The sequence below is a fragment of the Paenibacillus sp. Y859 genome, assembly GCF_056786405.1.
This window is the reverse complement of sequence record NZ_JBXCIZ010000006.1, coordinates 158,546-183,445: the sequence shown is the minus strand read 5'-3', so window position 1 is coordinate 183,445 and position 24,900 is coordinate 158,546. Positions and strand designations below refer to the sequence as shown.

Sequence of the window (24,900 nt, the reverse complement as noted above, 5' to 3'; positions counted from 1 at the left end):
GACGACAATATCTATCATCCTCGCTAAATAGGTGTCATCTCAATTCATCCATGAATAGGCTATGTTATCAAGTCTACATTGGAGGTTTCTCTCATGATCATTAGAAAAGAGTATTACCCGTATTCTCATTACTACCATCACTCCCCTTCGCAACCTCAGCCACACGATCATCAAACAGACAGGCAACAGGGAAAAACGGAAGTAGTGCATGGGTATGTGAACGGAAATATAGGAAAAGGGCAAGGACTTAGCCTCAATACCGGCGGTGAGCTGGGCGGTAAACATGGTGTTGGATTTAACACAGACGGACATGTAGCCTTCAATGGCGTAGGTGCTCATGCTAATGCTAATGCTCACATAGGAGAGCAATATGGAATGAACGTCCAAGCTGGAGCCGACCTGAACAGTACCCAGGGCTTGGAATTTAGTACCGAAACTCAACTTGGAGGAAAGTACGGTCTGGGCGCACAGGCAAAGGGTCAGTTGGGCGGTGGGCAACTAGCCGAGTTTAATACTGGAGCCCAACTCGGTGGTGAGCACGGTCTCAGCGTCAATGCGGATAGCCACTTGGGTATTAGCCAAGGAGCCAAATTTAATGCCGGAGCTCAACTCGGTGGCGAACACGGCCTCAACGTCAATGCCAATGGTCACTTGGGCATCAGCCAGGGTGTTGGAATTAATACCGAAATGAATATCGGTGGCGAGCACGGATTCGGCACCCATGCTAAAGGTCAGTTGGGCGGAGGACATGGGGTTGACTTGGGTATTGGGGGTCACTTAGGTAATCATAATGCTCAACTTGGCATTAATATTGGCGGCAAAGATCATACATGAAAGGCTTTACCAGCTAAAGTCTAGCGTTCTATCCGTTTCAACATATGTCTTGATGTTACTTAGGATCATCCACCAACTCTGTTCAGCATTGTTAAACGGTGGATGATTCTCTGTAAACTGATCATCAATCAAAGTCAGTTTGGTACATTCACCAACAAACAACCTCTAGGCTATTGGTTACCTTGGACTCCAATTCAAACATGAGCCATACTTTCAAATGGAGAAGCCCCCTCCTAAATATCATAAAGGGGGATGTCTCTTTTTTCTTCTTGCCGATCTTCCGATGTCAGAACTCGATCCAGAATAATCTTCTCAAAATGGGCAAACCCACTATCCTTCATTCGTGGTCTAGACAGTGTAATCGAGATATCTTGAGCGATCCTGCCCTCCTCAATTAGAATAACGCGATCTGCCAGTGCAACAGCCTCGCTGACATCATGGGTGACCAGAACAGCGGTAAATCCGCGTTGCTCCCACAATCCTTCAATTAATCGCTGCATGTCAATACGTGTTAAGGCGTCAAGCGCCCCAAGTGGCTCATCGAATAGTAATAGACGAGGATTGCCAACTAGCGCTCGAGCCAAAGCTACGCGTTGGCGTTGTCCGCCCGACAGTACGGAAGGCCATTCCTTGCCTCGATCCTCCAGTCCTACCAACCTGAGGGCTGAATAAGCCTTTCGCTCCGCATCAAGTGAGCTTGCCCCTGATAAACCAATTTTCACATTATCTAGCACTGTACTCCAAGGTAGCAATCGTGCATCCTGAAACATAAAACGTGTATCGGGATTCATTCCATTTACCTTCTGCCCTTGCCGTTTCAGTGAGCCACTACTAATCTCATCAAGCCCCGCCAACAGACGGAGCAGCGTACTTTTACCACAGCCGCTCCTGCCAACGATAGCAATAAACTCTCCTTGATCTACTGATAAATGAATGTCACTTAACACTTCCTTATTGCCAAATTGTTTGGCAACGCCATCCACCTCTATCGATACTCCACGGATCCTCTCGAAGAGTGGAGTATCCAACTCGTGCAGTGTAATTTCTCCTGACTCCTCGTATTGCCGATCGAGTGAATAGGTCATGACGTCTTCGACAGCGGGACTTCCTTTGCGAAATGCGGATGCCACTTAAGCCATCTCCTTTCGAGCCATTTGGCCATCATATCTGAAAGTTTACCTAGTAACGCATACACCAGTATACTAAGTACAACGACATCCAATTGGAAAAATTCTCGGGCATTCATCGCCATATAGCCAATACCGGAATCGGCAGCAATGGTCTCCGCTACAATGAGCGTAAGCCACATAATACCGAGTGCGAAACGGAAACCTACTAGAATAGAAGGCATCGCTCCTGGCAAAATTACTTTACGATACAGTTGCCATTTGCTCAGCCCATATACTTTCCCCATTTCAATCAGACCTGGATCAACAGAGTGAATCCCGTGTAGCGTATTTAAATAGATGGGAAACGATACACCGAGTGCAACAAGAAATATTTTGGCTTCCTCTCCAATACCGAACCATGCAATGACGAGCGGAATCATGGATAAATGGGGAATATTCCGAATCATCTGCATCGAAGAATCGGTCAACTTCTCCGACAAAGGGATAACACCATTCAATAGCCCGAGTACAAACCCGATCGATCCACCGATCAGAAATCCAATCAATGCTCTCCAAGAGCTAATACCAATAGCCTCAATCAGTTTTCCGTTCCCAATCAATTCCACACCAGCTAAGATAACCTTATCTGGGGACGGTAACGTGCGTTCAGAAATAATGCCGATACTGCCGAGCACCTGCCAAATGATGAGCACAGCTACAGGAATGTACCAGGGTAACGTGGCAACCACGAACCCTCTTTTTTTCTTACTCATTACGATTCGCCCCCTTTTGTTAATGAGCTGAAGCCTGCGGCGTAGGCCGAACTGTGTTTGCAATTAATTCCCCAAAGGGGCTAATGGAGGATGGACCCGTTAAATCAGGTCTCTCTATCGACAGAAGCGGGAATAACAACTCTGCTACCCGATAAGCTTCCTCCAGATGAGGATAACCAGAAAAGATAAACGTATCAATGCCCAATTCTTCATATTCTCTCATCCGTTCTGCGATGATCTCGGGACTACCAACGAGTGCCGTTCCTGCCCCACCGCGGACAAGACCAACACCTGCCCATAAATTAGGGCTAATCTCTAGTTGCGACTTATTGCCTTGATGAAGGTTCGACATCCTTTTTTGACCCACCGAATCAAAGCGGGCAAAAATACGCTGTGCCTCGGCAATGGTCTCATCGTCCAGATGACGGATTAATTCATCTGCGGCCTGCCATGCCTCGGCTTCCGTCTCCCGAACGATCACATGTAGCCGAATACCGAAGCGAATTTGACGTCCTTGCGCTTCCGCAAGCTTGCGCATCTCTGCAATTTTCTTGGCTACCTCACTCGGAGGTTCACCCCAAGTTAAGTAAACGTCAATATGATCTGCCGCCACTTTTTGTGCAGCAGGCGAGGAACCACCGAACCAAAGCGGTGGATACGGCTTCTGAATAGCCGGATACAATACGCGTCCACCCTGCACCCGCAAGTGCTCACCTTCATAATCAACCGTTTCTCCTGACAACTCTCTGCGCCATATATCAAGAAACTCATTTGTAACCTCATAACGGCTGGAATGATCGAGGAATAACCCATCACCCGCCAGTTCTACAGGATCGCCTCCTGCAACGACATTGATCAGTAGCCTACCACCCGAAATACGATCCAAGGTGGCTGTCATTCGTGCAGCTAGCGTTGGCGACATCAGACCAGGGCGCAGAGCAACTAAAAACTTCAGTCGCTTCGTAACAGGAACAAGGGAAGCCGCCACAACCCACGGATCCTCGCAGGAACTTCCTGTCGGAATCAACACGCCTTCATAACCAAGCCGATCGGCAGCTCCAGCAATTTGTTGCATATATTCAGCATCCACAACCCGAGCACCTAAGCTCGTGCCGAGATAACGTCCATCTCCATGCGTGGGAATAAACCAGAATACTTTCATACCTCTCACCCCTTGTAATCATTTTTTATTTTAGAATAGCTTCATTAATATCGATAGCTTTCGGAATTAGCTCCAAATCATAGAATGTATCCGCAATAGCTTGCTGGATTTGGATGAGCTCGCCATCAATGGGTTGAACACCATATGCTCGGCGACCCGCTGCCAAAATAAGTGATTCTACATCAATGCCAAGCTGCGGGGACAGCTTCTCAGCTAGTTCCTTCGGATGCTCCTTCGACCAGATATCGATTTTATCTGATTCCTCCAACAATATATCGACGATGTCGGGATACTTCTCCGCAAAGGTACGAGTTGCCAAGTAAAATTCATGGTTGGATACAACCCCCGTACCATCTGCTATCATTCTACCTCCTGTAGCTGTCTGTGCCGCAGCCAGAAATGGATCCCAAATGACCCATGCATCTACAACCCCTTTCTCAAAGGCAGCGCGAGCATCCGCAGGTGGGAGAAATTTCACATTAACGTCCTTATATGCGACTCCGGCTTGTTCAAGCTGCTTCACTAACAAATAATGTACATTTGAGCCTTTATTCAGAACAACGGTCTTACCCTTCAGATCGGCTACGGTCTGAATGGGAGAATCCTTCGGCACAATGATTCCTTCACTCTCAGGACTTGCTGGCTCATGCGCAAGATACACGAGCGGTGCACCAGCAGCTTGCGCAAATATAGGCGGAGCCTCTCCCGTATGTCCAACATCCAGACTTCCAACATTTAGCGCCTCCAACAACTGTGGCCCGCCAGGAAATTCAATCCAATCAATCTTGATATTCCTCTCGTCAGCAAGACGCTTATCAAGTGCACCGTCTGCCTTTAGAATATTAATCGTTCCGTATTTCTGAAAGCCAATTCGTATAGTGATATCCCTTGTCTCCGAAATCCCGGGAGGAGAATTGGTCTCCTTGATGCTCTGGTCTTCGTTGGCACTGCAGGCAGACAGTACCAACGTTAATAACAGCACCGATGAAATGACCAATCTACGATTGAATGAAATTGTTCTCCGTTTCATAATAAACCTACTCCCCTTTTTGGTTTTGGACTCCTAGAATCAACAAAGGTCCCCCGAATCGCAACAAATATGCGATAAGAGAGACCTCCGGTTGTCCGGTAAATCCAAAGTATTTTATTAATCCGATAATACAACTATGATTTATTGGAATATTAACACTGTACACAAGTTAGTGTCAAGAAGTTATTTATTGATAACGATAAACACGAGTCCCTATTCTGGCCATAATTACGCCTTGTACATAAGTATCTTGTACTCTCAAAGGAGCTTCATTCAGAGATAGTTTACGTACATATTCAAAATCCGGATGAACCACTTCATCTGAAAGGTACGCCGATTTCATACTCCCAGGTATTCTTTTTCGATTAAGGGATGCTATCATTTGTTCCGACGTTCTGATCCCTATTCCATGTCCAAAGTATAAATTATTCGTTAACAAAACCGCATTCTCTCCCTGCCATTCCGGCGTTTCTGGAGCATGGTCTGGGTTCTTGAAATAAACGATATCACCAGGGTAAGCTTCATTCTTATGTTCTGTTATAAGTAGCCGTAAGTCGCTGTCATACTGCCAATCCCTTAAGAATAAATTCTTGAAATAGATATTAAATACTTCCTTATGAATGGCATCCAATGTCGCTTTATATAGGATAATCACCATCGCGGTTGCACATTCAAAGGCATACAGATGCCCATTTGTGAAAATATCAGTGATCCCATCCGAAGGTAATACATCACCCCTCAGTCTGAAACCTCCATCCTCTGTTCGCGTCCACAACTTCGTATTGCATCGAGAGTTCTTAAAGATCGCAAAGCTCACATCGCTATCTTCTAAAGCTTTAGCTGATTCCACAATACCTGTTCTCATTTTCAACTCAAATTCCAGAGCTTCAGGGGAATCATAACGATAGACGATCTGACTCTTTTCCTTTTGATTCACAATTTCCTTTTCTAAATTCGATAGCTGTAACGTACTATTTATTTGCTCTACATCAAAACCCGAGATCAAGATCATCGCACGTACCTCCATATTGTTTTTCTGAATATAGGCTATTGTACGTGTCTGCTCTGGTGTTGGTGCGGGGTAACGTAGAACTTGATAACATTGATTAGGAACGAAAGGGCATACCGTTCTCAAGGTAATGCCTTTTCCATCTTTATCGGTTCTTACACTCTTGTCCCTTTATTTCGAGGTAACCGATATGGTCATCTCCAATTCGGGAATATACACTACTTTCACATGTCCATCTGCGCCTATTTCGAAATCATTTGTTTCCTTATTTTTATAAAAATAATGAAATGGTTTTATAGTTATTGATTTGGGAATTGATTCAAAGGGTTCGAATTGAGTATCCATTGTTAGAATATTTCCGTTCGTTGCACTAGATCCATGACCACCCGTTGTTTGCACTTGTTCTCCTTTTCCATTAAATAGATGGTAACCAATCGATTTTCGTTCTAACGATGAGATCTTCATATTCTTGGGCAATTCTATCCGTGTAGTTAGGTTAGTTGTCATGGGTGTAAATTCAATTTTTTCAAACTTTAAATTTATGTTCTCATATTTACGATTTATGGAAGGGGTTAGCACTACATTGTTCTGGGTGTTCATTTCTACTGGAATATTTAATTTAAATGGGTTTTGAATTCCCGAGACTTCTAAATCCAAAGCAATTTCAAATTTTTCTGGAAAAGCTTCTCCTCCTTGATTTCTCAGATCTGAAAATTCTAGAATCATTGCATTTGTATCCGGACTCGGATGCATAACAACCCCAGTACGATTCCCCCCCCTGTAGTCGAATAGGTTTTAGAAGACTCCCCTTTAACAGATAGATTCACACCATTAATTGATTCTATTAATGTTTCCTCAAACTTAAATCAGTGCAGTGATTTTTTGCAATTTTGTATATCCAAGCTGACAGTAAATTAGTATTAATAAATCCGTTAATATTCACTAATACTTTGATAGCGATCAATAATGATAGAATAAGAGCCCTTATCTCCCAGCTGAATCTTGTCTAATACTAGCTTCATATCCATATCATTCTGGTGTGAATTATTCATACCAAACCTCCTTCCTATACATATATAACTAAAAAATAGTGGCGTTTGTGACAATGAAAGTATTTATTTTAGTGTATATTTCAAAAGATCAGGAGCAAAGCAAACTTACTGTGATTTAACGCTGTATATTTCTTCTTCTAAATACGGAGTTTTTTGGTTATAATTACCTAATATGATATTTCATTTAAAAGGCGGTCATAGGTATGAAGAAGTTTATCGTTGTTGGGATTTTACTTTTGCTAATCATTGCTGCCGTAACTGTTCCTAATAAGCAACAATACGTTGAATGGATGAAGGAAGAAATAAAACAGGAAAGTAATAATCAACTAGTCAACTTCGGTATTAACTTACTTGGAGACTTATTTATCGAAAATGTTACAACCTGCAAAAACTTTGTATTTGTCAGTGTATGCACTACACAATTTACTGAATCGGAAAAAATCTCGGCCATTGGACTATTCAATCATTTTTTCAGTATGAAATCACCATGATTCTAGCCGTGTAAAGAATCAGGTTACAGCAGCTTCTAACGTCGTTGCTAATTATCATGATGCGCTAATGACCGTCAATGCAGGCGCTACAAGAACCCCCGCTTGATTAAACATACCCTGTCTCAATTGCATGCCCAGTAACTTCGTATGAAGATGTCTGTCTCGAATGGCCATTTGTACCCTCACCTCAAGTCAAGTATTACCAGTCCCGAAGTTGTTATCTATGTATGCACACACTTTTTGGATAATTTATTTATATTTAGAAAGTACCATTCATGTCTACTAAAAAGAAATACTTAAGATTGCCGAATTCTTACATTCACAATAAGAACCCACCACAACATGCGATAGGTTCTTGTTCTGTGCGTTAGTATGAGGAAGAAATCCCTGCTGAGATAATGGAATCCACAGACCTTATTCCATGGAAAAAGGCCATTATGAAATTCTAACGGAAACACACGCCTCTATATACGCATAAACAGCCTAAATCCGTGGGAAAAGGCAGAATAAGCTTCCCCAGTTCCGTTAAAATTTCAAAAGTGATATTTAAGGCAGAATAAGGTCTGCTGTTTCCGTTAGAAAATTTACGAGGTTTCTTCTCCTTTACGTCACCTCATACTTTATCTATTTTCTCCATTCAAGTATGCTTAAAAGCCTTTGAAGTAATCGTAGTGCACGTGAATACAAGCCCTTATTCTTCTGTATAACATGGGTCTTGTATCCCGCTTCATGTATTTCTAAACCGTTTAATTGAAGTCCGAAACAGCAACCTCCGTCCATTCCAATCTTCTGATCACCGAACCAAATATTCGCTGATTTATGGATACGCTTCGTTATGATATGTCCGAACACAATCGTTTTATTTAATAAATTTGCACTACTTAGAAATCTTTTACTTCCCCACATAAAATTTCTGTCCGGCTGTGATTTCCAGTCGCCTATGTATGTAGGATCCATGCCTGCATGTACGAATATGTGTTTGTCGTCCTCAACATATACGGGTAGCAACTTCAAAAAATCAATATGATGTTGATAGTAGACTTTGATGAAAGCTTTCGCTTTATTATATTCAGGATAGTTGAACCCTTGTTTGAACCAGCCCACACCAACATAACTCTGAATAGTAGGTAAACCTCCATTTTCAATCCATATCGCATTTTCATCGCTTTCCATCGCATCGATAAACATCTGGTCATGATTCCCTCGTAGCGCAATGACATTTCCCTGTTCTACGAGTTGTTTCACCTGTTCAATAACTTCCTTACTCTTCATACCTCGGTCACAATAATCACCAAGCAGAATCAATTGATCTTCTACTGGACTATATTTCACTTTGTTCAATAATTCATTAAACTCATCGTAACAGCCGTGAATATCACTAATTACAAGTTTTCTCATGCCTCAATTCCCTTTCAAGTCAACCTATTGTACACATTATTCACCGTTACTTTGTCAATGCCTTCAACAGCCTAAATGCTGACCGTACCCGCGGACGTCTAAGATGCTCCTGTACATACCGGTAGTCGGTCAATTCAACTCTAGCATCACGCATCGCATAGATGAAATCATCGTCGAAAGGCAGGCGAGATTCCCATACTCGCTTCTCCCAGTGCGGAATATTCGCTAGCATCCACGGATCCGCCATTCCAGGATGGATATAAGTCTCACTTACACCATTAGGAAGCTTATACAATTTGTCGATGATCGACTGCTTGAAGCTGTCATAGGTCTCGCCCTCATGTACACCAAAGGGATGCGACAATAGATAATCTGGAATGGGTACCCCTAACGTATCCGCCAGGGCCGCTCCAAGTGCGACCGGACGTTCAATGTTCGTCAGCGAGCCAAGCAGTGGATCTTCTGCGTCGATATACCGAAAGAAGCGCGAGGGTAATCCCCAGCGTGAAGTCTTCCACAGTGTCTGCGGAAGCAAGCTCCGGCCTGTCTCCATTCCGTATAAGCTTCCCATATGGTTATCGACATGGCTAATCGTAATACCCGACTTCTTAACTCGCTTATACTGTGCATCTATCTCTTTCAGTACTGCCTTGGTCTGTGCTCCCAGTTCGAATTCCTTCACCGTCTTATATTGATGGCCACTCTCATCATGGAGAGAAGGATCGCCCGTCAAGCTACTCCAACGTAAGGCATCAAATTCACTAGTCATCGTCAGATGAAGCCCCACATTGGGCTGCCGCCGTCTCGCACACCAATCAGCTGCCTCCTCAAACCCTGGAGCCACAGCCATCATCGTTGCTGATGATACTTTCCCCTCTTCCAGTAGATGCATGATCGCCTCGTTCATGGGGGCGCTTTGCCCGAAATCGTCACAATTGATGATTAATCTTCTGCTCATGGTCATAGGTCACCCCTCAGAGGTTGTTGTAAATTTGAATTTGATTGAGAAAGATATAGCAACAGATATCACTAGGAGACATAACGGAACGACACTAATCAAATATCGGAATGTCGATTCAGGGTCCGAGCCCGGATTGTCCCCACTTTCATAACCGAATATCATACCTACAATGAAAAAAGCCAGCGCTGAGATCAATCCGCTCGAACGTGTAATAAATCCGCTAACCGCCGTATAGATGCCTTCTCTTCTCTGGCCTGTTTTATCCGCATCCTCATCAATAATTCTTCCGCCTACGATCGCCGGAGTTACAAGGAATCCCGCCAGTCCGAATCCAACCGCAATACCTGCAGCAACACCGCTTATAAGATCATAACTGAACCACAGTGGAATCACTGATAAACTGTATATGATCAAAGACAATCTCCATGCCTTAACCCCGTCCATTTTCCGAATAATCCAGTACCATACGAACACTAATGGAATGACCGAAACAAATATAGATGCCAGCAAAATAGACATTTGTGCCTCTGAAATATGAAGGACATATTTGGCGTAAAAAGGAATCATTGAGCTAATAAGTCCATTCACCGTTTGGGCAAAAGAATTCGAAATATTAAACACCCAAAATTTCTTATTCCGAACCGTCTCCCGAAAGGCTGGAATCAACTTTAATGGCTCACCTGTTCCGGTATCTTTCTTCTCTTTAACGTTCATCATACAAATATACATAAAGATACCAAAGACACATGCGTACACAATCGCCATATTAGAGAAGTTGATAGCAGCAAAAAGCATAGGAGTTAATGCCGTAGCGATTAACAATGCAACGACTTGGTAACCTTGCTGGATCGCGGATGCCTTCGCACGAATTCGATCTCCTCGAAAGAGTTCCGGAAGTAGCGCCCCGTAGTTCACCCACAATACTGTAGCAACAGCCTCATAGAGAATAAGTGTCACTAGGAACCAGATAAATAGTCCATTCTCCGACAATCCGCCTGGAGGAGAGAATACGAGCACAAATGCCAGCATAAATAGTGGGATTGAACCGAACACCCATGGCCTGCGACGTCCATAACGAGTATTCGTACGATCTGACCAATACCCGAATAACGGATTATTCACTGCATCCCAGATCAGGAAGATAGTACGCGCCAGTGTAGCAAGTCCCAGCCCAAGACCTAACTTTTCCACATAGAAATAGCTGTAAAATGAACTAAATGCCTGACTAGGAACCATCATCGCGAACATTCCTAATGCAAATGTGTATGGTGAATTGATCCATTTACCCTTCATGAACATGCCTCCCCTATGTAAGAACTCTGACTCTATTATATTCGATGGGCGTAATATTTTACCATATTTATTATGTAAGTCTTTGAGAGTGACTGTGGTGTTGATTCTGTTGCTACGCCATCATGCAATGAAAAAGGACGCCTTTCGGCGTCCTTGGTCAGGGGGTTTCTCCATACACATTCTTACTACTCATCACCAAGTCTTTTCTACGATAGATGCCCAGGATCAGACCTACCGCCGCCATTTCGATAATGACGTGACTACCTCCGTTACTTAAGAAAGGAAAAGAAATACTAATAAAAGGTACTAGACCTAATGGCATGAGCAGACTATATACTATCTGGAAGCTAAGCATTCCCGCCACACCCACACTAAGATATTGTCCATAAGGTTCTTTCACAGCTCGATTCGATTGAAATAACCGTCCGACAAAATATACACTGCTGATTAATATAACAATTCCGATCCACCAACCGTAACTATAGATCAAGAATGCAATGATATTTTCCGTCGGAATATATGGAACAGACTGTAATATTTCCCCCTCTAAGCCATGACCCCACCAGCCTGCCGAAGTAATACTCTCCTCCAATACACGGTATATATAACCTGACCCCAGGGGGTCCTTATCAGGATTAAAGAAAGCAGCGAGATTAGCTCTTATATAGGGTCTCTGCAATATTCCTAGAAACATACATAACGTCAATACCATTCCCTGAATGAGTATCCCCCACCAGCTTCTTGTCATGATTACCAGTAAAAAGAAGTATCCGGCCATGTATAACATGAAATTACCCGTTGCAGAAAACGATAGAAAAAAGAACATAGGCACGAGCAAGAAGGCAATGGTTGTCAACACCCAGAATTGCTTATGCTTCTTCCAACCCATCATCATACCAGGGGCTGCAACCATCAGCAAATAGGGACTTATGCCAAGCCAGTCAATTGATAAGAAAGGAAGATCTAAATATCTACTTCCGTTTATTTGATTCCCTAACAGCCCTGTTAACAACATACCAAGAATAATGACAACGTATAGAGCATAGGAATAAGACCTTATCTTCAGATAATTGAAGAAATAGAACATAACCATCAAGATCATTCCAATGCTAATGGCCAATATCTTGTATTTAACATACTGTATATCCCCTCTATTTTGTCCACTCATTGCTTCCTCTACTGCAACCACCGCGAATATCCCGATAATCAAGAATGCCATAACGCCTATAAGCAATCCCCAATGGATCCGTGGGCGATGCACTGAATGCAGTCCATTTCCTACCTCTGTAGGGTTACCCATCTGCTGGATTGCCCAGAGCACAGCTTCATCTCGAGCCATGCCTTCCTTCTCCCGTTCCAATACAAGCTCTTCAAGATGACTCTCCAATTCATGCTTGATCTCCCGATGCACTGCCTTTGAACGAACGTGGGAGCATACTTCGCGCAAGTAACTCCGAATGATTTCATGGTTTCGAATCATACCTTTCCCTCCCCAAGTACACCATCGACTGCATTTCTGAAAAGGGTCCACTCTGCCTTCTTCTTCGTTAGCTGTTCTCTACCTGTCTTCGTGAGACGATAATATTTACGTTTGCGACCTTCAACTTGAGACCAATAGGCCTCCACCCATCGTTCTGCCTCCATGGCATGAAGAATCGGATATAAGGTCCCTTCTTTAAGTACAAATATCCCATCAGAACAACGTTCTAATTCCTTGATTAACTCATAGCCGTACAAATCTTGACGCTCCAGAAGCGTAAGCACCAAGGTACCTGTACTACCTTTGAGCATTTCTTTTGGAATACTGATCTTCATTCTATTAAGCCCCTCTCTAATGCCATACCTTGAATCACTATGCATATGTATTCTAGGTATTACAATACAGTAATGTCCATACGCTGTCCACAATAAATTAGTTAATTGCACGCCTGTTTATTAACCAAAACAAGGAATTGTTAAATTGAAAAGGGATCGCCGTCACCATTCACTATTAGGTACATGAAATACATCTAAATTCAAACCAATCCCTCTGAAGCTAACTTTAGTTGCATGGAGTACATCTAGATTCCAGGAATCCTCACTTTTCAGCGTTATCGCCATTTTTAACTGTAGTTTTTACAACTAATTCACTCATTCCCTACTTTTCCTTCTAATTAGATGCATTTATGCATCTATTCCAGTCTCACCTTCACTACCTTCATCACGAAGCTTTGTTCGTCACTCTCTGCAAAAATAGATAGACTTTTAATTATCATAAAGGTTAGAGTAGACAGTCCCCCAAAGTGATCCTCCTGTTACACATTATTTGAGAGATATACTGATCATATAGTCCATGTATTTTGATACCCTACACATTCTATCTGTTAGAGAGCTATGCTATATTTAGCATTAATTAAACAAATAAAACATGTCCGTCTGACATTTGAAAGGATGTAAGCGCACGCAATGACAACGATAAAAATAGGTCTAATTGGTAATGGATCCATCTCTGAATCCCATCTGCAAGCTTATCAAGCCAATCCGAAAGTACAACTATTGGCCATTTGTGATTTAAATGAAGAGAGAGCCCTTGAATCTGCGAAGAAATATAATATTCCTCATGTATATACCGATTATCGTGAACTGCTTGCTAACGCTGAAGTGCAAGCTGTCAGCATCTGTACCTGGAACAATTCGCATGCCGAGATCAGTATCGCTGCTCTCGAAGCTGATAAGAACGTATTATGTGAGAAGCCGCTATGTAAGACGGTGGAAGAAGCCTTAAAGGTTGAAGAGGCTGTACGCAGAACCGGTAAAATACTTCAGGTCGGTTTTGTTCGTCGTCACGCTTCTAATATTTCCGTGTTAAAGAAGTTTATTGATGCTGGTGATCTCGGTGAACTATACTTTGCCAAAGCTAGCATGATTCGCCGTATTGGCAATCCAGGTGGCTGGTTCTCTGATAAGGAGCGTTCCGGTGGGGGACCACTTATAGACATCGGCGTACACGCAATTGATCTATGCTGGTACTTGATGGGTAGACCTAAGGTGAAATCAGTCAGTGGTAACACTTACTCTAAACTCGGCAATCGCTCCCATGTAGAGAATTATGACTTCTATAAAGCAGCCGATTATGATGCATCACATAACGATGTAGAGGACATGGCAAATGCACTGATCCGTTTCGAGAATGGAGCTTCGCTATTGGTCGATGTCAGTTTCACACTCCATGCCAAACAAGACTCGGCTCAAATCAATCTGTATGGCACCAAGGGCGGTGCGGAAATCGAACCGACATTGTCCATCGTCACCGAACAACATAATACAATGATCAATATCGAACCGCAGATCACCCAACCTGCTTTCGATTTCAGTGGAAGCTTCCAGAATGAGATCAATCATTTCGTAGACAGTTGCCAGGGTATTATCGAAACGAATAGTCCTGTGGAAGACGGTGTCGAAATGATTAAAATACTAAACGCTATTTATCAATCTGCTGCTGAGGGACGAGAAATTCAATTCTAACGATGACGGAGGACATAATAAAATGAAACTGAATAACAAGATGAAACTGAATAACAAAATTGGTGTTATTGTAGATAGTTTTGGTGTAAGCGTTCGGGAAGGTCTGAAGAAGGCAAAAGACGTGGGTGCGGATGGCGTACAAATATATGCTGTATCTGGTGAAATGGACCCCACTATACTAATCGGTGCCAAACGTAAAGAACTTCGTAGTTATATCGACGAATTGGGACTTGAAATTTCGGCGTTATGCGGTGATTTAGCTGGTCATGGCTTCCAAGATGCCGAGGCGAATCCTGACAAAGTTGAGAAATCCAAACGAATCCTTGATTTGGCTGTGGAACTCGGCAGTTCCGTCGTAACGACCCATATCGGTATTGTCCCAGAGAATCAAAATAGTCGAATCTATGACGCAATGCAGCGGGCATGCAATGAGCTCGGTGTATATGCGAAGAGTCTGAATGCATACTTCGCTATTGAGACTGGCCCAGAGCCAGCAGCCCATCTGAAGAGTTTTCTCGATACTTTGAGCACCAATGGAGTTTCCGTCAACTTCGATCCGGCCAATATGGTTATGGTTACTGGAGATGACCCCGTCGAAGGCGTCAAAATACTAAAAGATTACCTTGTCCATACGCACGTCAAAGACGGTAAGCGTCTACGCCCTGTTGATCCGAGGGATGTATATGGTTATCTCGGATATGGCGCGATGGATCATGCCAAAATCGCTGAGATGGCAGCATCTGGCGCAGCCTTTGAGGAGGTTCCGCTCGGTGAAGGTAAGGTTGACTTCCCAGCCTATTTCGCAGCCCTTAAGGAAATTGGATATAACGGTTATTTAACGATTGAACGCGAAGTAGGAACAAATCCGGAGGAAGATATCCGGAAAGCTGTTAGTTTTATCAAAGCATTCCGAGGTTAATTTAACTACATCCATTCTAAAAAGGAGCATCAATCCATGAAGTTGGGAATTAGTTCTTACAGTTTATATCAGGCTATGGCAGCAGGAGATATGACCATCCAAGATGTCATCGCGTGGGTCGCTGACATTGGCGCTCAGCATATTGAAATTGTGCCGAATCTCGGATTCAATTTCAACAGTAATCCGGAACTAGAGGACCAAATTCGCGAGAAAGCTGCGGAAGTCGGTATTGATATTTCCAATTATGCCATTGGAGCAAACTTCATCACAGAGACAGAAGAAGCGTATGAGGCAGAAATTCAACATGTTATTAGTGAAGTAGACCGTGCCAATCGTCTTGGAGCCAAGCTGATGCGCCATGATGTTGCTTCCCGGAATGATACGACCATCGCAAGATTCAATGAAGATCTAGAAATGATCACCCGTGCTTGTCAGCGTATCGCTGATCACGCCAATTCCTATGGGATTACGACAAGTGTAGAAAACCATGGCTATTACGTTCAGGCGAGTGATCGCGTGCAGACTCTTATTCACGCTGTAGATCGTCCAAATTTCAAGACGACGCTTGATGTCGGTAACTTTCTATGTGTGGATGAAGACCCGTTATCAGCCGTGCAGAAAAATATGAAATATGCCTCCATGATTCATATTAAAGATTTCTATGTCCGTCCTTCTCACCGCAACCCGGGTGAAGGCTGGTTCAAGAGCGCAAGCGGAGCCTTCCTCCGAGGTGCGATTGCTGGTCAAGGCGACCTCGATATGTACGAAATTTTACGTATCGTGAAACAATCCGGTTATGCCGGCTATGTGTCTATCGAATATGAAGGTATGGAAGATTGCCGCAAAGGAACTAAGATCGCCTTTGATAACGTCAAGCGGATTTGGAACGAGATTTAATTTCATTCTGATAGAATAGGACCGTCCTAATAACGATAGCGTTATAGGACGGTCCCTTTTTCTACTTGTTTGAATGGCTTCTTATTTTTATATTGTTCGCTACGTTTTTTAAGAAATGCTTGATCGATAGACAACGCCGTAGGTTTGGCAACACTTAAATAAATCGTTACAAGCATAAAAACTAAATCCAACTCATATCCAGCCATCTGGTCGGTTCCAAGTAACCCTGTACATTTCCTAGACCCATTTGCAATTTACTTATTCCATGATCTAGAAATAATATTCCTAACACGACACGCATTAAAGTTGACACCATTGTTTCTTTCGTCATTATTTTTCTCCACCCTTATTGTTTTATTGTATTTACTCTGCTAAAAAAGCTAATATTTCTAGAATATCCATCTCTCCACTTCATGTTTATTAGTAAAATGAATATAATATTTATATAAGTAATTCAACGTATGTTAGACTAGTATGTCAAGAATAATATTGTTAGTATGTAGATATATTCTATATTACAAATATTTATAGGAGTGAAAGTAATGGACATTGGCTCTACAATACGTACAATCCGCAAACGAAAAAATTTGACTATTGCTCATATTTGCGAAGCAACAGGATTATCCCAAGGATTCATGAGCCAAGTTGAAACCAATAAGACATCCCCATCCATTGCCACATTGGAAAGTATTGCGAAGACTTTGAAAGTGCCTTTAGCTTATTTACTACTACAAAAAGAAGATCGTATGAATATTGTCCGAAAAGACGAACGAAGAATAACTAAAAGTGGCACTGGAGATTTGAAGGTCGAGCATTTAAGCTCAACTAAGAACGTAAGGATGATGTTAGTCGAAATCCCCCCTGGATCCTCGACAGGCGAAGCTCCGCATGCGCATGAGGGAGAAGAGGTACATGTTGTCATCAAAGGAAAGATCTATGCTGAACAAGGAGAAGATATCGCTGAATTGGGAGAGGGTGATTCATTTAGTTGGAATGCCTGTACACCCCATTTGGTGAAGAATATAGGCGATGAACCAGCAACCATACTCATAACCGTGTACACAGAAACAGAACAGCAACAGGATTTAATCTGAGTTATAGTTTTTACACTAATAGTGAAAAAGCCGTACAGCAAGTGTTTTGCTGTACGGCTTGGGTATGAAGTCCATCGCTGCTAATTACAATGACCGGTGAATGCTTCTGTTGAGATTTCTCTACAATTTGCTTATGAACCTCCAGCCCATTCAACATCGTCATCAATAATCAAAATTCGATTCTTGGTAGACTCTAGTAATGCAATTTGTTGAGCAACGAGGCTCTTTATTAGTCAAATGACTTCGGAAACCATATACGATAATTCCCACTCAACGCCAGCATCGTAAACAGATAGAGGCAGTTGTCGTAATACCTCTTAGTACCGGTTCTCACCGGTGTATCCCAGAACAGATCGACGCTCGCACGTGCATGAGGTCCCGTTGCGGCAAGCGATGCCATGGCATTCGTAGACAGCAAACCGACAGGGTGCAACGCCTTCTCTGCAAATGGCTCACCTGCGATGGTATACCTACGGTAGTCATCAGGCAACTTATCCGCAAAAAACGCCTGGATCTTGTTGGCCGCCTCGCATGTCCATTCATCCGCGCCAAACCATTCCCAATCCAGACCAATGTTAGCGGCAACTCGATAAGAATCACTGAAGAAGTGCCCATAACCCCGTTCATCGTTCGGTGTACCATCATAATAAGCATACTCTGGCGCTAGCCCTGTCACAGGATGACATGAGATCTTCAAGTACGCCCGGCTTGCAACAACCGCCTCTGTCCAGAATGTTCGATCCTCCGGATAAGCCCAAAGTGCGAACAACTCATAGAAATGGGGTAAATGATAGGACGGATCGGAATAGTCACAGTTCGGTATGAACTTGATCAGCTTGTTGTGTGGATCCCACATTGGATGTCCAATACCATCCTCACCTTTATGGAGACAAGTGCGAAGCAAATCGCGCGCCTGAGTGCCATAATTGAATGGAGCATGGCCATCTCCCCAGCGGTGAGATGCGAAGAATAACGCCATCGCAAAAAACTCCTCACCGTCTGGGGCCGGCCCATTTGCCAGTCGCGAACCGTCGGTCTTACAAGACCAGGCGAAATAACCAGCGTTCTCACCGGACTCCATATACATGTAAGACATCGTCCATTTCCACAATCGATCAAATACATCTTTGCGATCAAGTTGAACCGCCATCATCATCCCGTATGACATGCCTTCGCTACGGACATCGAGATTACCCGTATCGAGCATATAGCCCATATCTTCACCGCTGTGATAATAAATGCGAGTATCTTCGTTACCTTCAAACAACTTCCACCATGTATCTTCTACTCGCGCGTTAATTTTTTGTTCGTCGTATCCATATTCCTTCAATAAATTACGGTATTGTCCCGTATGAAAAGTTCCTTTGTGATCACTCATAGTTAAACCTTCCCCTCAAATTGATCCTAATTGTAACTTTCACAGCGCTAGCTTACCTAATCGATAGGTATATCAGATGAGTCACCTTCAAAATACCACGTTATCCCTTCGGGTTCTATGCACATATCACGCTTATATTTACCCAAATCAACTAACTACTCATCATTAAAGTGGCGAAAATTGTGGTGCATCATTCTAATTTCAAGATATTCGCTGTTGATAATTATTCATGCTCTTTGAATACCCAAATTAATTACAGAAAAATCTTTAATTAGTACAGTAAGTTCTTTAGTTTTTCTAGTAAAGTAATTCTTAGGCATACGCTATAGTTAACGACGGGAGGGCAAATACTCCAATACGTTGTAAGCGCTTTATATTATCTAGTTTAGTAAAGGGAGGAATTCAACAAATGAGTAACAATCTCAAAAGGATCATCTCTATCGCACTCGCAGTAGCTTTGCTTATCCCTTCAGGCATAATCTCACTGAAGGCTCAAGCAGCAGCACTGGATATGCCAGTAGAACAAAATGTCGTTTATCATGAGACTTTTGCGAATGGTCAAGGAGTTGCTGAGCAATCGGGTGGTGCTAACCTGACGGTGGTCACTAATAAAGAGTTCGATGGCAATGCTGATGGTGCGGCTTTATATGTAAGCAACAGAACGCAAGGTCATGACGCTGCTGATTTCAATTTCAGCGATATGAACATGAAAAACGGCAATACCTATACGGTTACCGTTTCCGTTTATGTTGACGAAGGTGTGGTAGTGCCCGCAGATGCACAAGCGAACCTTCAAACGGCAAATATCAGCTATGGTTGGTTGGCAAGCATAAATTATGAAGCAGGTAAAGCGATCACTTTGACTAAAGAATTTACCGTTGATACTAGCAAAGATACGAAACTACGCGTTCAATCCAATGATGATGGGGCAACTGTCCCGTTCTACATTGGAGATGTACTAATCACTGAGAAGGTGACTTCAGGCGGTCAGACACCACCGGTCGAGGACGATAGAGATCCGGCAAGAGAATTTTCTACCATTACCTTTGAAGATCAAAAAACAGGTGGCATTGTAGGTAGAAAAGGTACTGAAACCCTGACTGTTACCAATGAAGAAAATCATACTGCCGACGGTTCATACTCTTTGAAAGTAGAAGGTAGAGAAGATACTTGGCATGGACCGTCATTGCATGTTCAGGAGTATGTTGACAAGGGCTCCGAATATACAATTTCGGCTTGGATCAAACTTATTGATTCAAGTAGTACATCGCTCCAGCTATCAACTCAGGTTGGTAATACAAGCGCAAGTTATAATAATCTTATGCAACAAACAATCACAACCACAGACGGCTGGGTCCAGTTTGTAGGAACCTACCGTTATACTAGTGTACCTGAAGAATATTTGACCATCTATGTAGAAAGTTCTAATAACAAAACTGCATCTTTCTATATCGATGATATCAGCTTTGTGAAAACAGGCTCCGGTCCGATCGCTATTGAGAAAGACCTAACTCCAATAAAAGATGCTTATCAAGACGACTTCCTAATCGGAAACGCGGTATCTTCTGCAGATCTGGAAGGTATCAGACTTGAGCTTCTCAAGATGCATCACAATGTTGTTACAGCAGAAAATGCAATGAAACCAGATCAGATGTATTCTGAAGATAAGACATTTACTCCTGAAAGTGCGGATGCACTTGTCAATAAAGCACTAGCTGAGGGTCTACAGGTACATGGACACGTACTAGTATGGCATCAGCAGTCACCAACGTGGCTGAATACGACAGCAGATGGAACTTCCATGGAACGAGCTGAGGCACTCGCCAATCTGAGAACTCATATCAAAAAGGTGATGGAACACTATGCCGACAAGGTGATTTCCTGGGACGTAGTCAACGAAGCAATGAACGATAACCCTTCTAACCCGACGGATTGGAAAGGGGCGCTACGCCAATCCCCTTGGGCTACTGCTATTGGATCAGACTACGTAGAACAGTCGTTCTTAGCGGCAAGAGAAGTGTTGGATGAGAAAGGCTGGGATATCAAGCTTTATTACAACGATTATAACGACGATAATCAGAATAAGGCCCAAGCCATATACAGCATGGTTAAAGAAATCAATGATAGATATGCAGTAGCCAATGGGGGTAAACTCCTTATCGATGGCGTCGGTATGCAGGCGCACTATAATGTAAACACGAATCCAGATAATGTTAGATTATCTTTGGAAAAATTTATTTCCTTGGGCGTAGAAGTTAGTATAACTGAGCTTGACATTACAGCGGGAAGCGATTCTCAGCTCTCCGAGAAACATGCAAATGCTCAGGGCTATTTATACGCACAATTGTTTAAGCTCTATAAGGAGCACGCTGCTAATATCGCACGTGTGACATTTTGGGGAGTGAATGATGCTACGAGCTGGAGAGCCGAAAACAATCCATTGTTGTTTGATAAGGACCTTCAAGCTAAACCAGCTTATTACGGGGTAATTAATCCGGTTAAATTTATGGCAGAGCATGATATGGAGTCGGTAGAAGCCAAACAATCAACCGCTAGCTTTGCTACACCTGTAATCGACGGTACTATAGACGCCGTCTGGAGCGAGGCTGCTGAAATACCGATTAATCACTTCCAAACTGCTTGGCAAGGAGCACAGGGAACGGCAAAAGCTCTCTGGGACAATAAAAACCTCTATGTGTTAATTCAGGTTATGGACACTCAACTTGACAAAACAAGCACAGAAGCACATGAACAGGATTCCGTCGAAATTTTCTTAGACCAGAACAATGAGAAGTCATCGTTCTATCAAGCTGACGATGGACAGTACAGAATAAACTTTGACAACGAGACATCATTCAATCCGACAAGCATCGCAGATGGTTTCGAATCGAAGACTATCGTTTCTGGAACAAACTACACGGTTGAAGTGAAGATACCATTTAACCATATAACTCCAAATAAAGACATAAAACTTGGTTTTGACGTTCAAATTAATGACGCGAAAGATGGCGCCCGTCAAGGTGTAGCCTCATGGAACGATACGACCGGCACTGGATATATGGACACATCCGTGTATGGTGTGCTTACCTTAATCGGTAATGGCGGCGGCAGTAGCCCTAGTCCTAGCCCCAGTCCTAGCCCCAGCCCTGGCCCCGGCGGTACCGTGCCATTGCCTGGAAACGTTGAGCACAAAGACGGCATTGTTACCATTAAGCCTGAAGTGACGAACGTGGGCGGTAGGGTAATAGCTACAATTTCTGATGGTAATCTGAAGAAGGCACTTGAGCAATCTACTAAATTAGTAAACGGCACGAAACAAATCGTAATCGAAGTGCCTAAGCAATCAAACACGAAATCGTATGAAGTTCAACTGCCTACTCAAAGCTTGAAAGGTCAGGAAAACTTCGTGCTTTCGTTAAAAACAGAAAATGCAACGATTCAAATTCCAAGCAATATGCTATCCAATGTGACGGAGAAAGCAGATCAAGTATCCATACGGATAGCCCAAGCTTCTACAGACCACTTGGATTCAGCTACTCGCGATCAGATCGGAAATCGTCCGGTATTGGATCTGAACCTGATAGTCGGTGACAAAGTCATCCCTTGGAATAACGCTAAGGCACCTGTAACGATCTCTATTCCTTACACACCGACAGCAGAAGAGCTCAGTAATCCTAATTCGATCGTGGTTTGGTACATTGCTGACAACGGCAAGGTAACAACGATCACGAATTCTCGTTACGATGCGGCTACAGGAACAGTTGTATTCCAAACTACACATTTCGGTACCTATGCTGTATCCTACGTCGATAAGACCTTCGGAGACTTGAATAACGTAACATCGGCGAAGCAATCCATTGAAGCAATGGCAGCACGTGATGTCATCAAGGGTACGTCTGCGAACAGTTTCTCTCCAACAGATTCCATCAACAGAGCAGATTATATTGCCCTCCTTGTAAGAGCGCTTGAATTGCAAGGTACAGGGGAAAATGAAACGATGTTCAGCGATGTCAATTCTATTGCTTATTATTATAATGAGCTAATCATCGCGAAGGAACTGGGAATCACCCTTGGAGCTGGAGATAACAACTTCAATCCAACCATCAAGATCACCCGTCAAGATATGATGGTGCTGACAGCACGTGCGCTCGAGGCTGCCAGCAAACAAGTCGAATCCAGCGTAAGTCTAAGCAATTATCCTGACGCAGATAGTATTTCTAGTTACGCGAAAGACAGTGTTACAGGTCTAGTGAAATCTGGAGTTATAAATGATAAGAACGGTATGCTTGCACCGAATGATACGCTCACCCGAGCAGAAGCGGCTGTCATCCTATACCGTATCTGGAACCTATAATTCTAGCCATCACGTTGAGGGACGCTTAGTTGCCGTCCTCTCACCTATACAACACAAGAGTAACATGTCTTATAACACCTGTTTATTAGAGACGACAAATGAAAAGACTCGAGACTTTAGTCATAAGACTATCGTTTCGAGTCTTTTATTGTTTCACCATATAGCCAATACATACTAATAAATTAAAGGGCTTTTCACATTTATGGTCAACCGCACAGGCAGCACATAATGAACTGAGTAATATAGAGTAAGTAGAACAACGAGGTGATCCGAGAATGGCAAAATCAACAAAAGTCCGCAAGCGGGCAAAAAAGCTAACGGGCCGACCTGTGCGTGTTACTTTACATGATGGACGTTCATATGTAGGATGGATAACCGGACTTGAGAAGGACGGTTTAATCCTTTCCACACAACGAAGAAATAGAAGATCTAAAAGAAAGCCTCCCTCTCGTTCGCGAAAAGCGACCGTATCTGGATTACTCCCATTACTTGGTTTATTATTAGGAAACTTTGGGGGTGGAGCTACAGGAGGTACGAATGCTACGGGCGCTACAAGTGCCGGGGCTACAGGTTTGGGAGGACTCGGCTTCATAGGAATGATACAGAAAACTTGGCCAGTTATGCGAATGGGCTACAGTACAATTAAATCTATTATTCCTCTTATTGGGGGAATCAAAGGTTTAATGGCGTAACCGTAGTAATATATTATATCGCTAACAGGTAGGAGCTACGACCCCAATTATCGCCTTCACCATTCACTAGGCATGCAGATGCATTAAGTACATCTAAATTCAGCACATTCCCTTTGCTGCTAACTTTAGTTGCACAGGCTACATCTAAATTACTGGAAATTCTACTTTTCAGCGTTATCACCATTTTTAAGTGTAGTTTTGACAACTAATTCTCCTTTCCCCTACCTTTCCTGCTAATTAGATGTACTTTCAGCATCTATTCTATTCTCACCATTCCCTGACCGAGACCTTTCCAAGGCTGCCGGAATTTCATTCTCATTGCACACTTGCATAACAACTTTCGCATCTTCCTGCCATTTTTCCTTATCGAAGTACATCGCAAGAAACCAACAAGTCTCATCCTGCACCATCGGATAAACTCCAATCGTTCTGTTCTCACGTGCATCCAAGTGGTTTAAGATTACTTCATCCGTTATGGAGAGAAAAGCCTGATGCTTGCACACCGACCACTTCACTTTCGGCTTCTGACAGACTGAAGTCCACTCATTGCCGCAAACTGGAGAATAGCCGGATTTACCTTGCTGATCTAGTAAGACTTCACTCTCTACTTTATATCTCTTCTCATTGCATACAGTTATTTCTCAAACTGGGCAATCCGTATTCTTCAGTTATTTTCATCTTCGCTCACGAACTCCAACATAGCGTTCCCTCGGTAACCTCTAAAACAACCCATTCCTCTGGGAACCGTTCCTGCACGTCCTAGACCAACTAATATTGCTCTCATCGTGTATTCTCCTCATCATGAAATAATGTGCAGCCACAACTTCTTTCATCGTCAGAATTATATTCATCTATTCTCAGCAAGCTTGTATAATATGTAACTTATCCCTAACTATTGCCCATTCTTCGCTTTGGTGCATTGTTCTCTTTCATTTAACGAATTATTATCC

The 24,900-nt window shown here is 43.0% G+C and carries 27 protein-coding genes; 8 read left to right on the top strand and 19 right to left on the bottom strand.

The features are described from left to right. Window positions 1–93: 93 nt before the first annotated feature. A complete protein-coding gene (locus AC1TO8_RS14990; protein ID WP_482056418.1) occupies window positions 94–834 on the top strand; it encodes a hypothetical protein in 741 nt (246 codons plus the stop codon). A gap of 6 nt (window positions 835–840) precedes the next feature. Here the strand turns inward: AC1TO8_RS14990 and AC1TO8_RS14985 are convergent, their stop codons facing one another. From AC1TO8_RS14985 to AC1TO8_RS14955, 7 genes are all read right to left on the bottom strand, one after another. Continuing rightward, window positions 841–996: a hypothetical protein gene (locus AC1TO8_RS14985; RefSeq protein ID WP_482056417.1), complete on the bottom strand. Its 156-nt coding sequence runs from the start codon at window positions 994–996 to the stop codon at window positions 841–843. Between the two features lie 71 nt (window positions 997–1,067). Further along, window positions 1,068–1,964: an ATP-binding cassette domain-containing protein gene (locus AC1TO8_RS14980; protein WP_482056416.1), complete on the bottom strand. Its 897-nt coding sequence runs from the start codon at window positions 1,962–1,964 to the stop codon at window positions 1,068–1,070. After that, window positions 1,916–2,716, bottom strand: coding sequence for an aliphatic sulfonate ABC transporter permease SsuC (ssuC, locus tag AC1TO8_RS14975; protein ID WP_482056415.1), 801 nt, complete (start codon window positions 2,714–2,716; stop codon window positions 1,916–1,918). The genes AC1TO8_RS14980 and ssuC overlap by 49 nt, the downstream gene beginning before the upstream one ends. Before the next feature lie 19 nt (window positions 2,717–2,735). After that, window positions 2,736–3,878 carry an FMNH2-dependent alkanesulfonate monooxygenase gene (ssuD, locus tag AC1TO8_RS14970; RefSeq protein WP_482056414.1) on the bottom strand — a complete coding sequence of 381 codons (1,143 nt, stop codon included), beginning with the start codon at window positions 3,876–3,878 and terminating at the stop codon, window positions 2,736–2,738. Window positions 3,879–3,903: 25 nt separating this feature from the next. Beyond that, a complete protein-coding gene (locus AC1TO8_RS14965; RefSeq protein ID WP_482056413.1) occupies window positions 3,904–4,908 on the bottom strand; it encodes a sulfonate ABC transporter substrate-binding protein in 1,005 nt (334 codons plus the stop codon). Between the two features lie 187 nt (window positions 4,909–5,095). Further along, entirely contained in the window at window positions 5,096–6,043 is a 948-nt protein-coding gene (locus AC1TO8_RS14960; RefSeq protein WP_482056412.1) for a protein-glutamine gamma-glutamyltransferase, read from the bottom strand. 45 nt (window positions 6,044–6,088) lie between these two features. Further along, entirely contained in the window at window positions 6,089–6,643 is a 555-nt protein-coding gene (locus AC1TO8_RS14955; protein ID WP_482056411.1) for a DUF5643 domain-containing protein, read from the bottom strand. Window positions 6,644–7,172: 529 nt separating this feature from the next. Here AC1TO8_RS14955 and AC1TO8_RS14950 point away from each other — a divergent pair. Next, window positions 7,173–7,460: a hypothetical protein gene (locus AC1TO8_RS14950; RefSeq protein WP_482056410.1), complete on the top strand. Its 288-nt coding sequence runs from the start codon at window positions 7,173–7,175 to the stop codon at window positions 7,458–7,460. 624 nt (window positions 7,461–8,084) lie between these two features. On the opposite strand, the gene AC1TO8_RS14945 is transcribed toward AC1TO8_RS14950, so the two are convergent. From AC1TO8_RS14945 to AC1TO8_RS14920, 6 genes are all read right to left on the bottom strand, one after another. Beyond that, window positions 8,085–8,858: a metallophosphoesterase family protein gene (locus AC1TO8_RS14945; RefSeq protein WP_482056409.1), complete on the bottom strand. Its 774-nt coding sequence runs from the start codon at window positions 8,856–8,858 to the stop codon at window positions 8,085–8,087. Window positions 8,859–8,904: 46 nt separating this feature from the next. After that, the gene (locus AC1TO8_RS14940) at window positions 8,905–9,816 is read right to left on the bottom strand and encodes a polysaccharide deacetylase family protein (RefSeq protein ID WP_482056408.1); all 912 of its coding nucleotides are present in this window, start codon (window positions 9,814–9,816) and stop codon (window positions 8,905–8,907) included. A 9-nt stretch (window positions 9,817–9,825) separates the two neighbouring features. Beyond that, the gene (locus tag AC1TO8_RS14935; RefSeq protein ID WP_482056407.1) at window positions 9,826–11,112 is read right to left on the bottom strand and encodes an MFS transporter; all 1,287 of its coding nucleotides are present in this window, start codon (window positions 11,110–11,112) and stop codon (window positions 9,826–9,828) included. A gap of 157 nt (window positions 11,113–11,269) precedes the next feature. Continuing rightward, window positions 11,270–12,592 (bottom strand): FtsW/RodA/SpoVE family cell cycle protein, encoded by a 1,323-nt coding sequence (locus AC1TO8_RS14930; RefSeq protein ID WP_482056406.1) that lies wholly within the window; start codon window positions 12,590–12,592, stop codon window positions 11,270–11,272. Continuing rightward, window positions 12,589–12,921: a PadR family transcriptional regulator gene (locus tag AC1TO8_RS14925; RefSeq protein ID WP_482056474.1), complete on the bottom strand. Its 333-nt coding sequence runs from the start codon at window positions 12,919–12,921 to the stop codon at window positions 12,589–12,591. Before AC1TO8_RS14925 ends, AC1TO8_RS14930 begins: the two co-directional genes overlap by 4 nt. 168 nt (window positions 12,922–13,089) lie before the next feature. Further along, on the bottom strand, window positions 13,090–13,212 hold the full coding sequence (locus AC1TO8_RS14920; RefSeq protein ID WP_482056405.1) for a hypothetical protein: 123 nt from the start codon (window positions 13,210–13,212) through the stop codon (window positions 13,090–13,092). A 345-nt stretch (window positions 13,213–13,557) separates the two neighbouring features. Between AC1TO8_RS14920 and AC1TO8_RS14915 the strand changes: the two genes are divergently transcribed. Genes AC1TO8_RS14915 through AC1TO8_RS14905 form a run of 3 tightly spaced genes read left to right on the top strand, consistent with a single transcriptional unit; the run spans window position 13,558 to window position 16,432 of the window. Beyond that, on the top strand, window positions 13,558–14,616 hold the full coding sequence (locus AC1TO8_RS14915; protein ID WP_482056404.1) for a Gfo/Idh/MocA family protein: 1,059 nt from the start codon (window positions 13,558–13,560) through the stop codon (window positions 14,614–14,616). 40 nt (window positions 14,617–14,656) lie between these two features. Beyond that, complete coding sequence (locus AC1TO8_RS14910) at window positions 14,657–15,535, top strand: sugar phosphate isomerase/epimerase family protein (protein WP_482056473.1); 879 nt, start codon at window positions 14,657–14,659, stop codon at window positions 15,533–15,535. 36 nt (window positions 15,536–15,571) lie between these two features. Next, entirely contained in the window at window positions 15,572–16,432 is an 861-nt protein-coding gene (locus tag AC1TO8_RS14905) for a sugar phosphate isomerase/epimerase family protein (RefSeq protein WP_482056403.1), read from the top strand. A 41-nt stretch (window positions 16,433–16,473) separates the two neighbouring features. Here AC1TO8_RS14905 and AC1TO8_RS14900 read toward each other — a convergent pair whose 3' ends face one another. Further along, entirely contained in the window at window positions 16,474–16,638 is a 165-nt protein-coding gene (locus AC1TO8_RS14900; protein ID WP_482056402.1) for a hypothetical protein, read from the bottom strand. Continuing rightward, a complete protein-coding gene (locus tag AC1TO8_RS14895) occupies window positions 16,614–16,763 on the bottom strand; it encodes a DoxX family membrane protein (protein ID WP_482056401.1) in 150 nt (49 codons plus the stop codon). Before AC1TO8_RS14895 ends, AC1TO8_RS14900 begins: the two co-directional genes overlap by 25 nt. A gap of 211 nt (window positions 16,764–16,974) precedes the next feature. On the opposite strand from AC1TO8_RS14895, the gene AC1TO8_RS14890 reads away from it, so the two are divergent. After that, window positions 16,975–17,526: a helix-turn-helix domain-containing protein gene (locus tag AC1TO8_RS14890; protein ID WP_482056400.1), complete on the top strand. Its 552-nt coding sequence runs from the start codon at window positions 16,975–16,977 to the stop codon at window positions 17,524–17,526. Window positions 17,527–17,536: 10 nt separating this feature from the next. On the opposite strand, the gene AC1TO8_RS14885 is transcribed toward AC1TO8_RS14890, so the two are convergent. Next, the gene (locus AC1TO8_RS14885; RefSeq protein ID WP_482056399.1) at window positions 17,537–17,689 is read right to left on the bottom strand and encodes a hypothetical protein; all 153 of its coding nucleotides are present in this window, start codon (window positions 17,687–17,689) and stop codon (window positions 17,537–17,539) included. A 66-nt stretch (window positions 17,690–17,755) separates the two neighbouring features. Continuing rightward, window positions 17,756–18,904, bottom strand: a complete 1,149-nt coding sequence (locus AC1TO8_RS14880; RefSeq protein WP_482056398.1) for a family 8 glycosyl hydrolase — start codon at window positions 18,902–18,904, stop codon at window positions 17,756–17,758. Between the two features lie 409 nt (window positions 18,905–19,313). On the opposite strand from AC1TO8_RS14880, the gene AC1TO8_RS14875 reads away from it, so the two are divergent. Continuing rightward, entirely contained in the window at window positions 19,314–23,258 is a 3,945-nt protein-coding gene (locus tag AC1TO8_RS14875; protein ID WP_482056397.1) for a glycoside hydrolase family 10 protein, read from the top strand. Window positions 23,259–23,533: 275 nt separating this feature from the next. Continuing rightward, window positions 23,534–23,950 carry an LSm family protein gene (locus AC1TO8_RS14870; RefSeq protein ID WP_482056396.1) on the top strand — a complete coding sequence of 139 codons (417 nt, stop codon included), beginning with the start codon at window positions 23,534–23,536 and terminating at the stop codon, window positions 23,948–23,950. Window positions 23,951–23,963: 13 nt separating this feature from the next. Here AC1TO8_RS14870 and AC1TO8_RS14865 read toward each other — a convergent pair whose 3' ends face one another. Beyond that, entirely contained in the window at window positions 23,964–24,134 is a 171-nt protein-coding gene (locus AC1TO8_RS14865) for a hypothetical protein (protein WP_482056395.1), read from the bottom strand. A gap of 49 nt (window positions 24,135–24,183) precedes the next feature. After that, window positions 24,184–24,588 (bottom strand): TOTE conflict system archaeo-eukaryotic primase domain-containing protein, encoded by a 405-nt coding sequence (locus AC1TO8_RS14860; protein ID WP_482056472.1) that lies wholly within the window; start codon window positions 24,586–24,588, stop codon window positions 24,184–24,186. Between the last annotated feature and the right edge of the window lie 312 nt (window positions 24,589–24,900).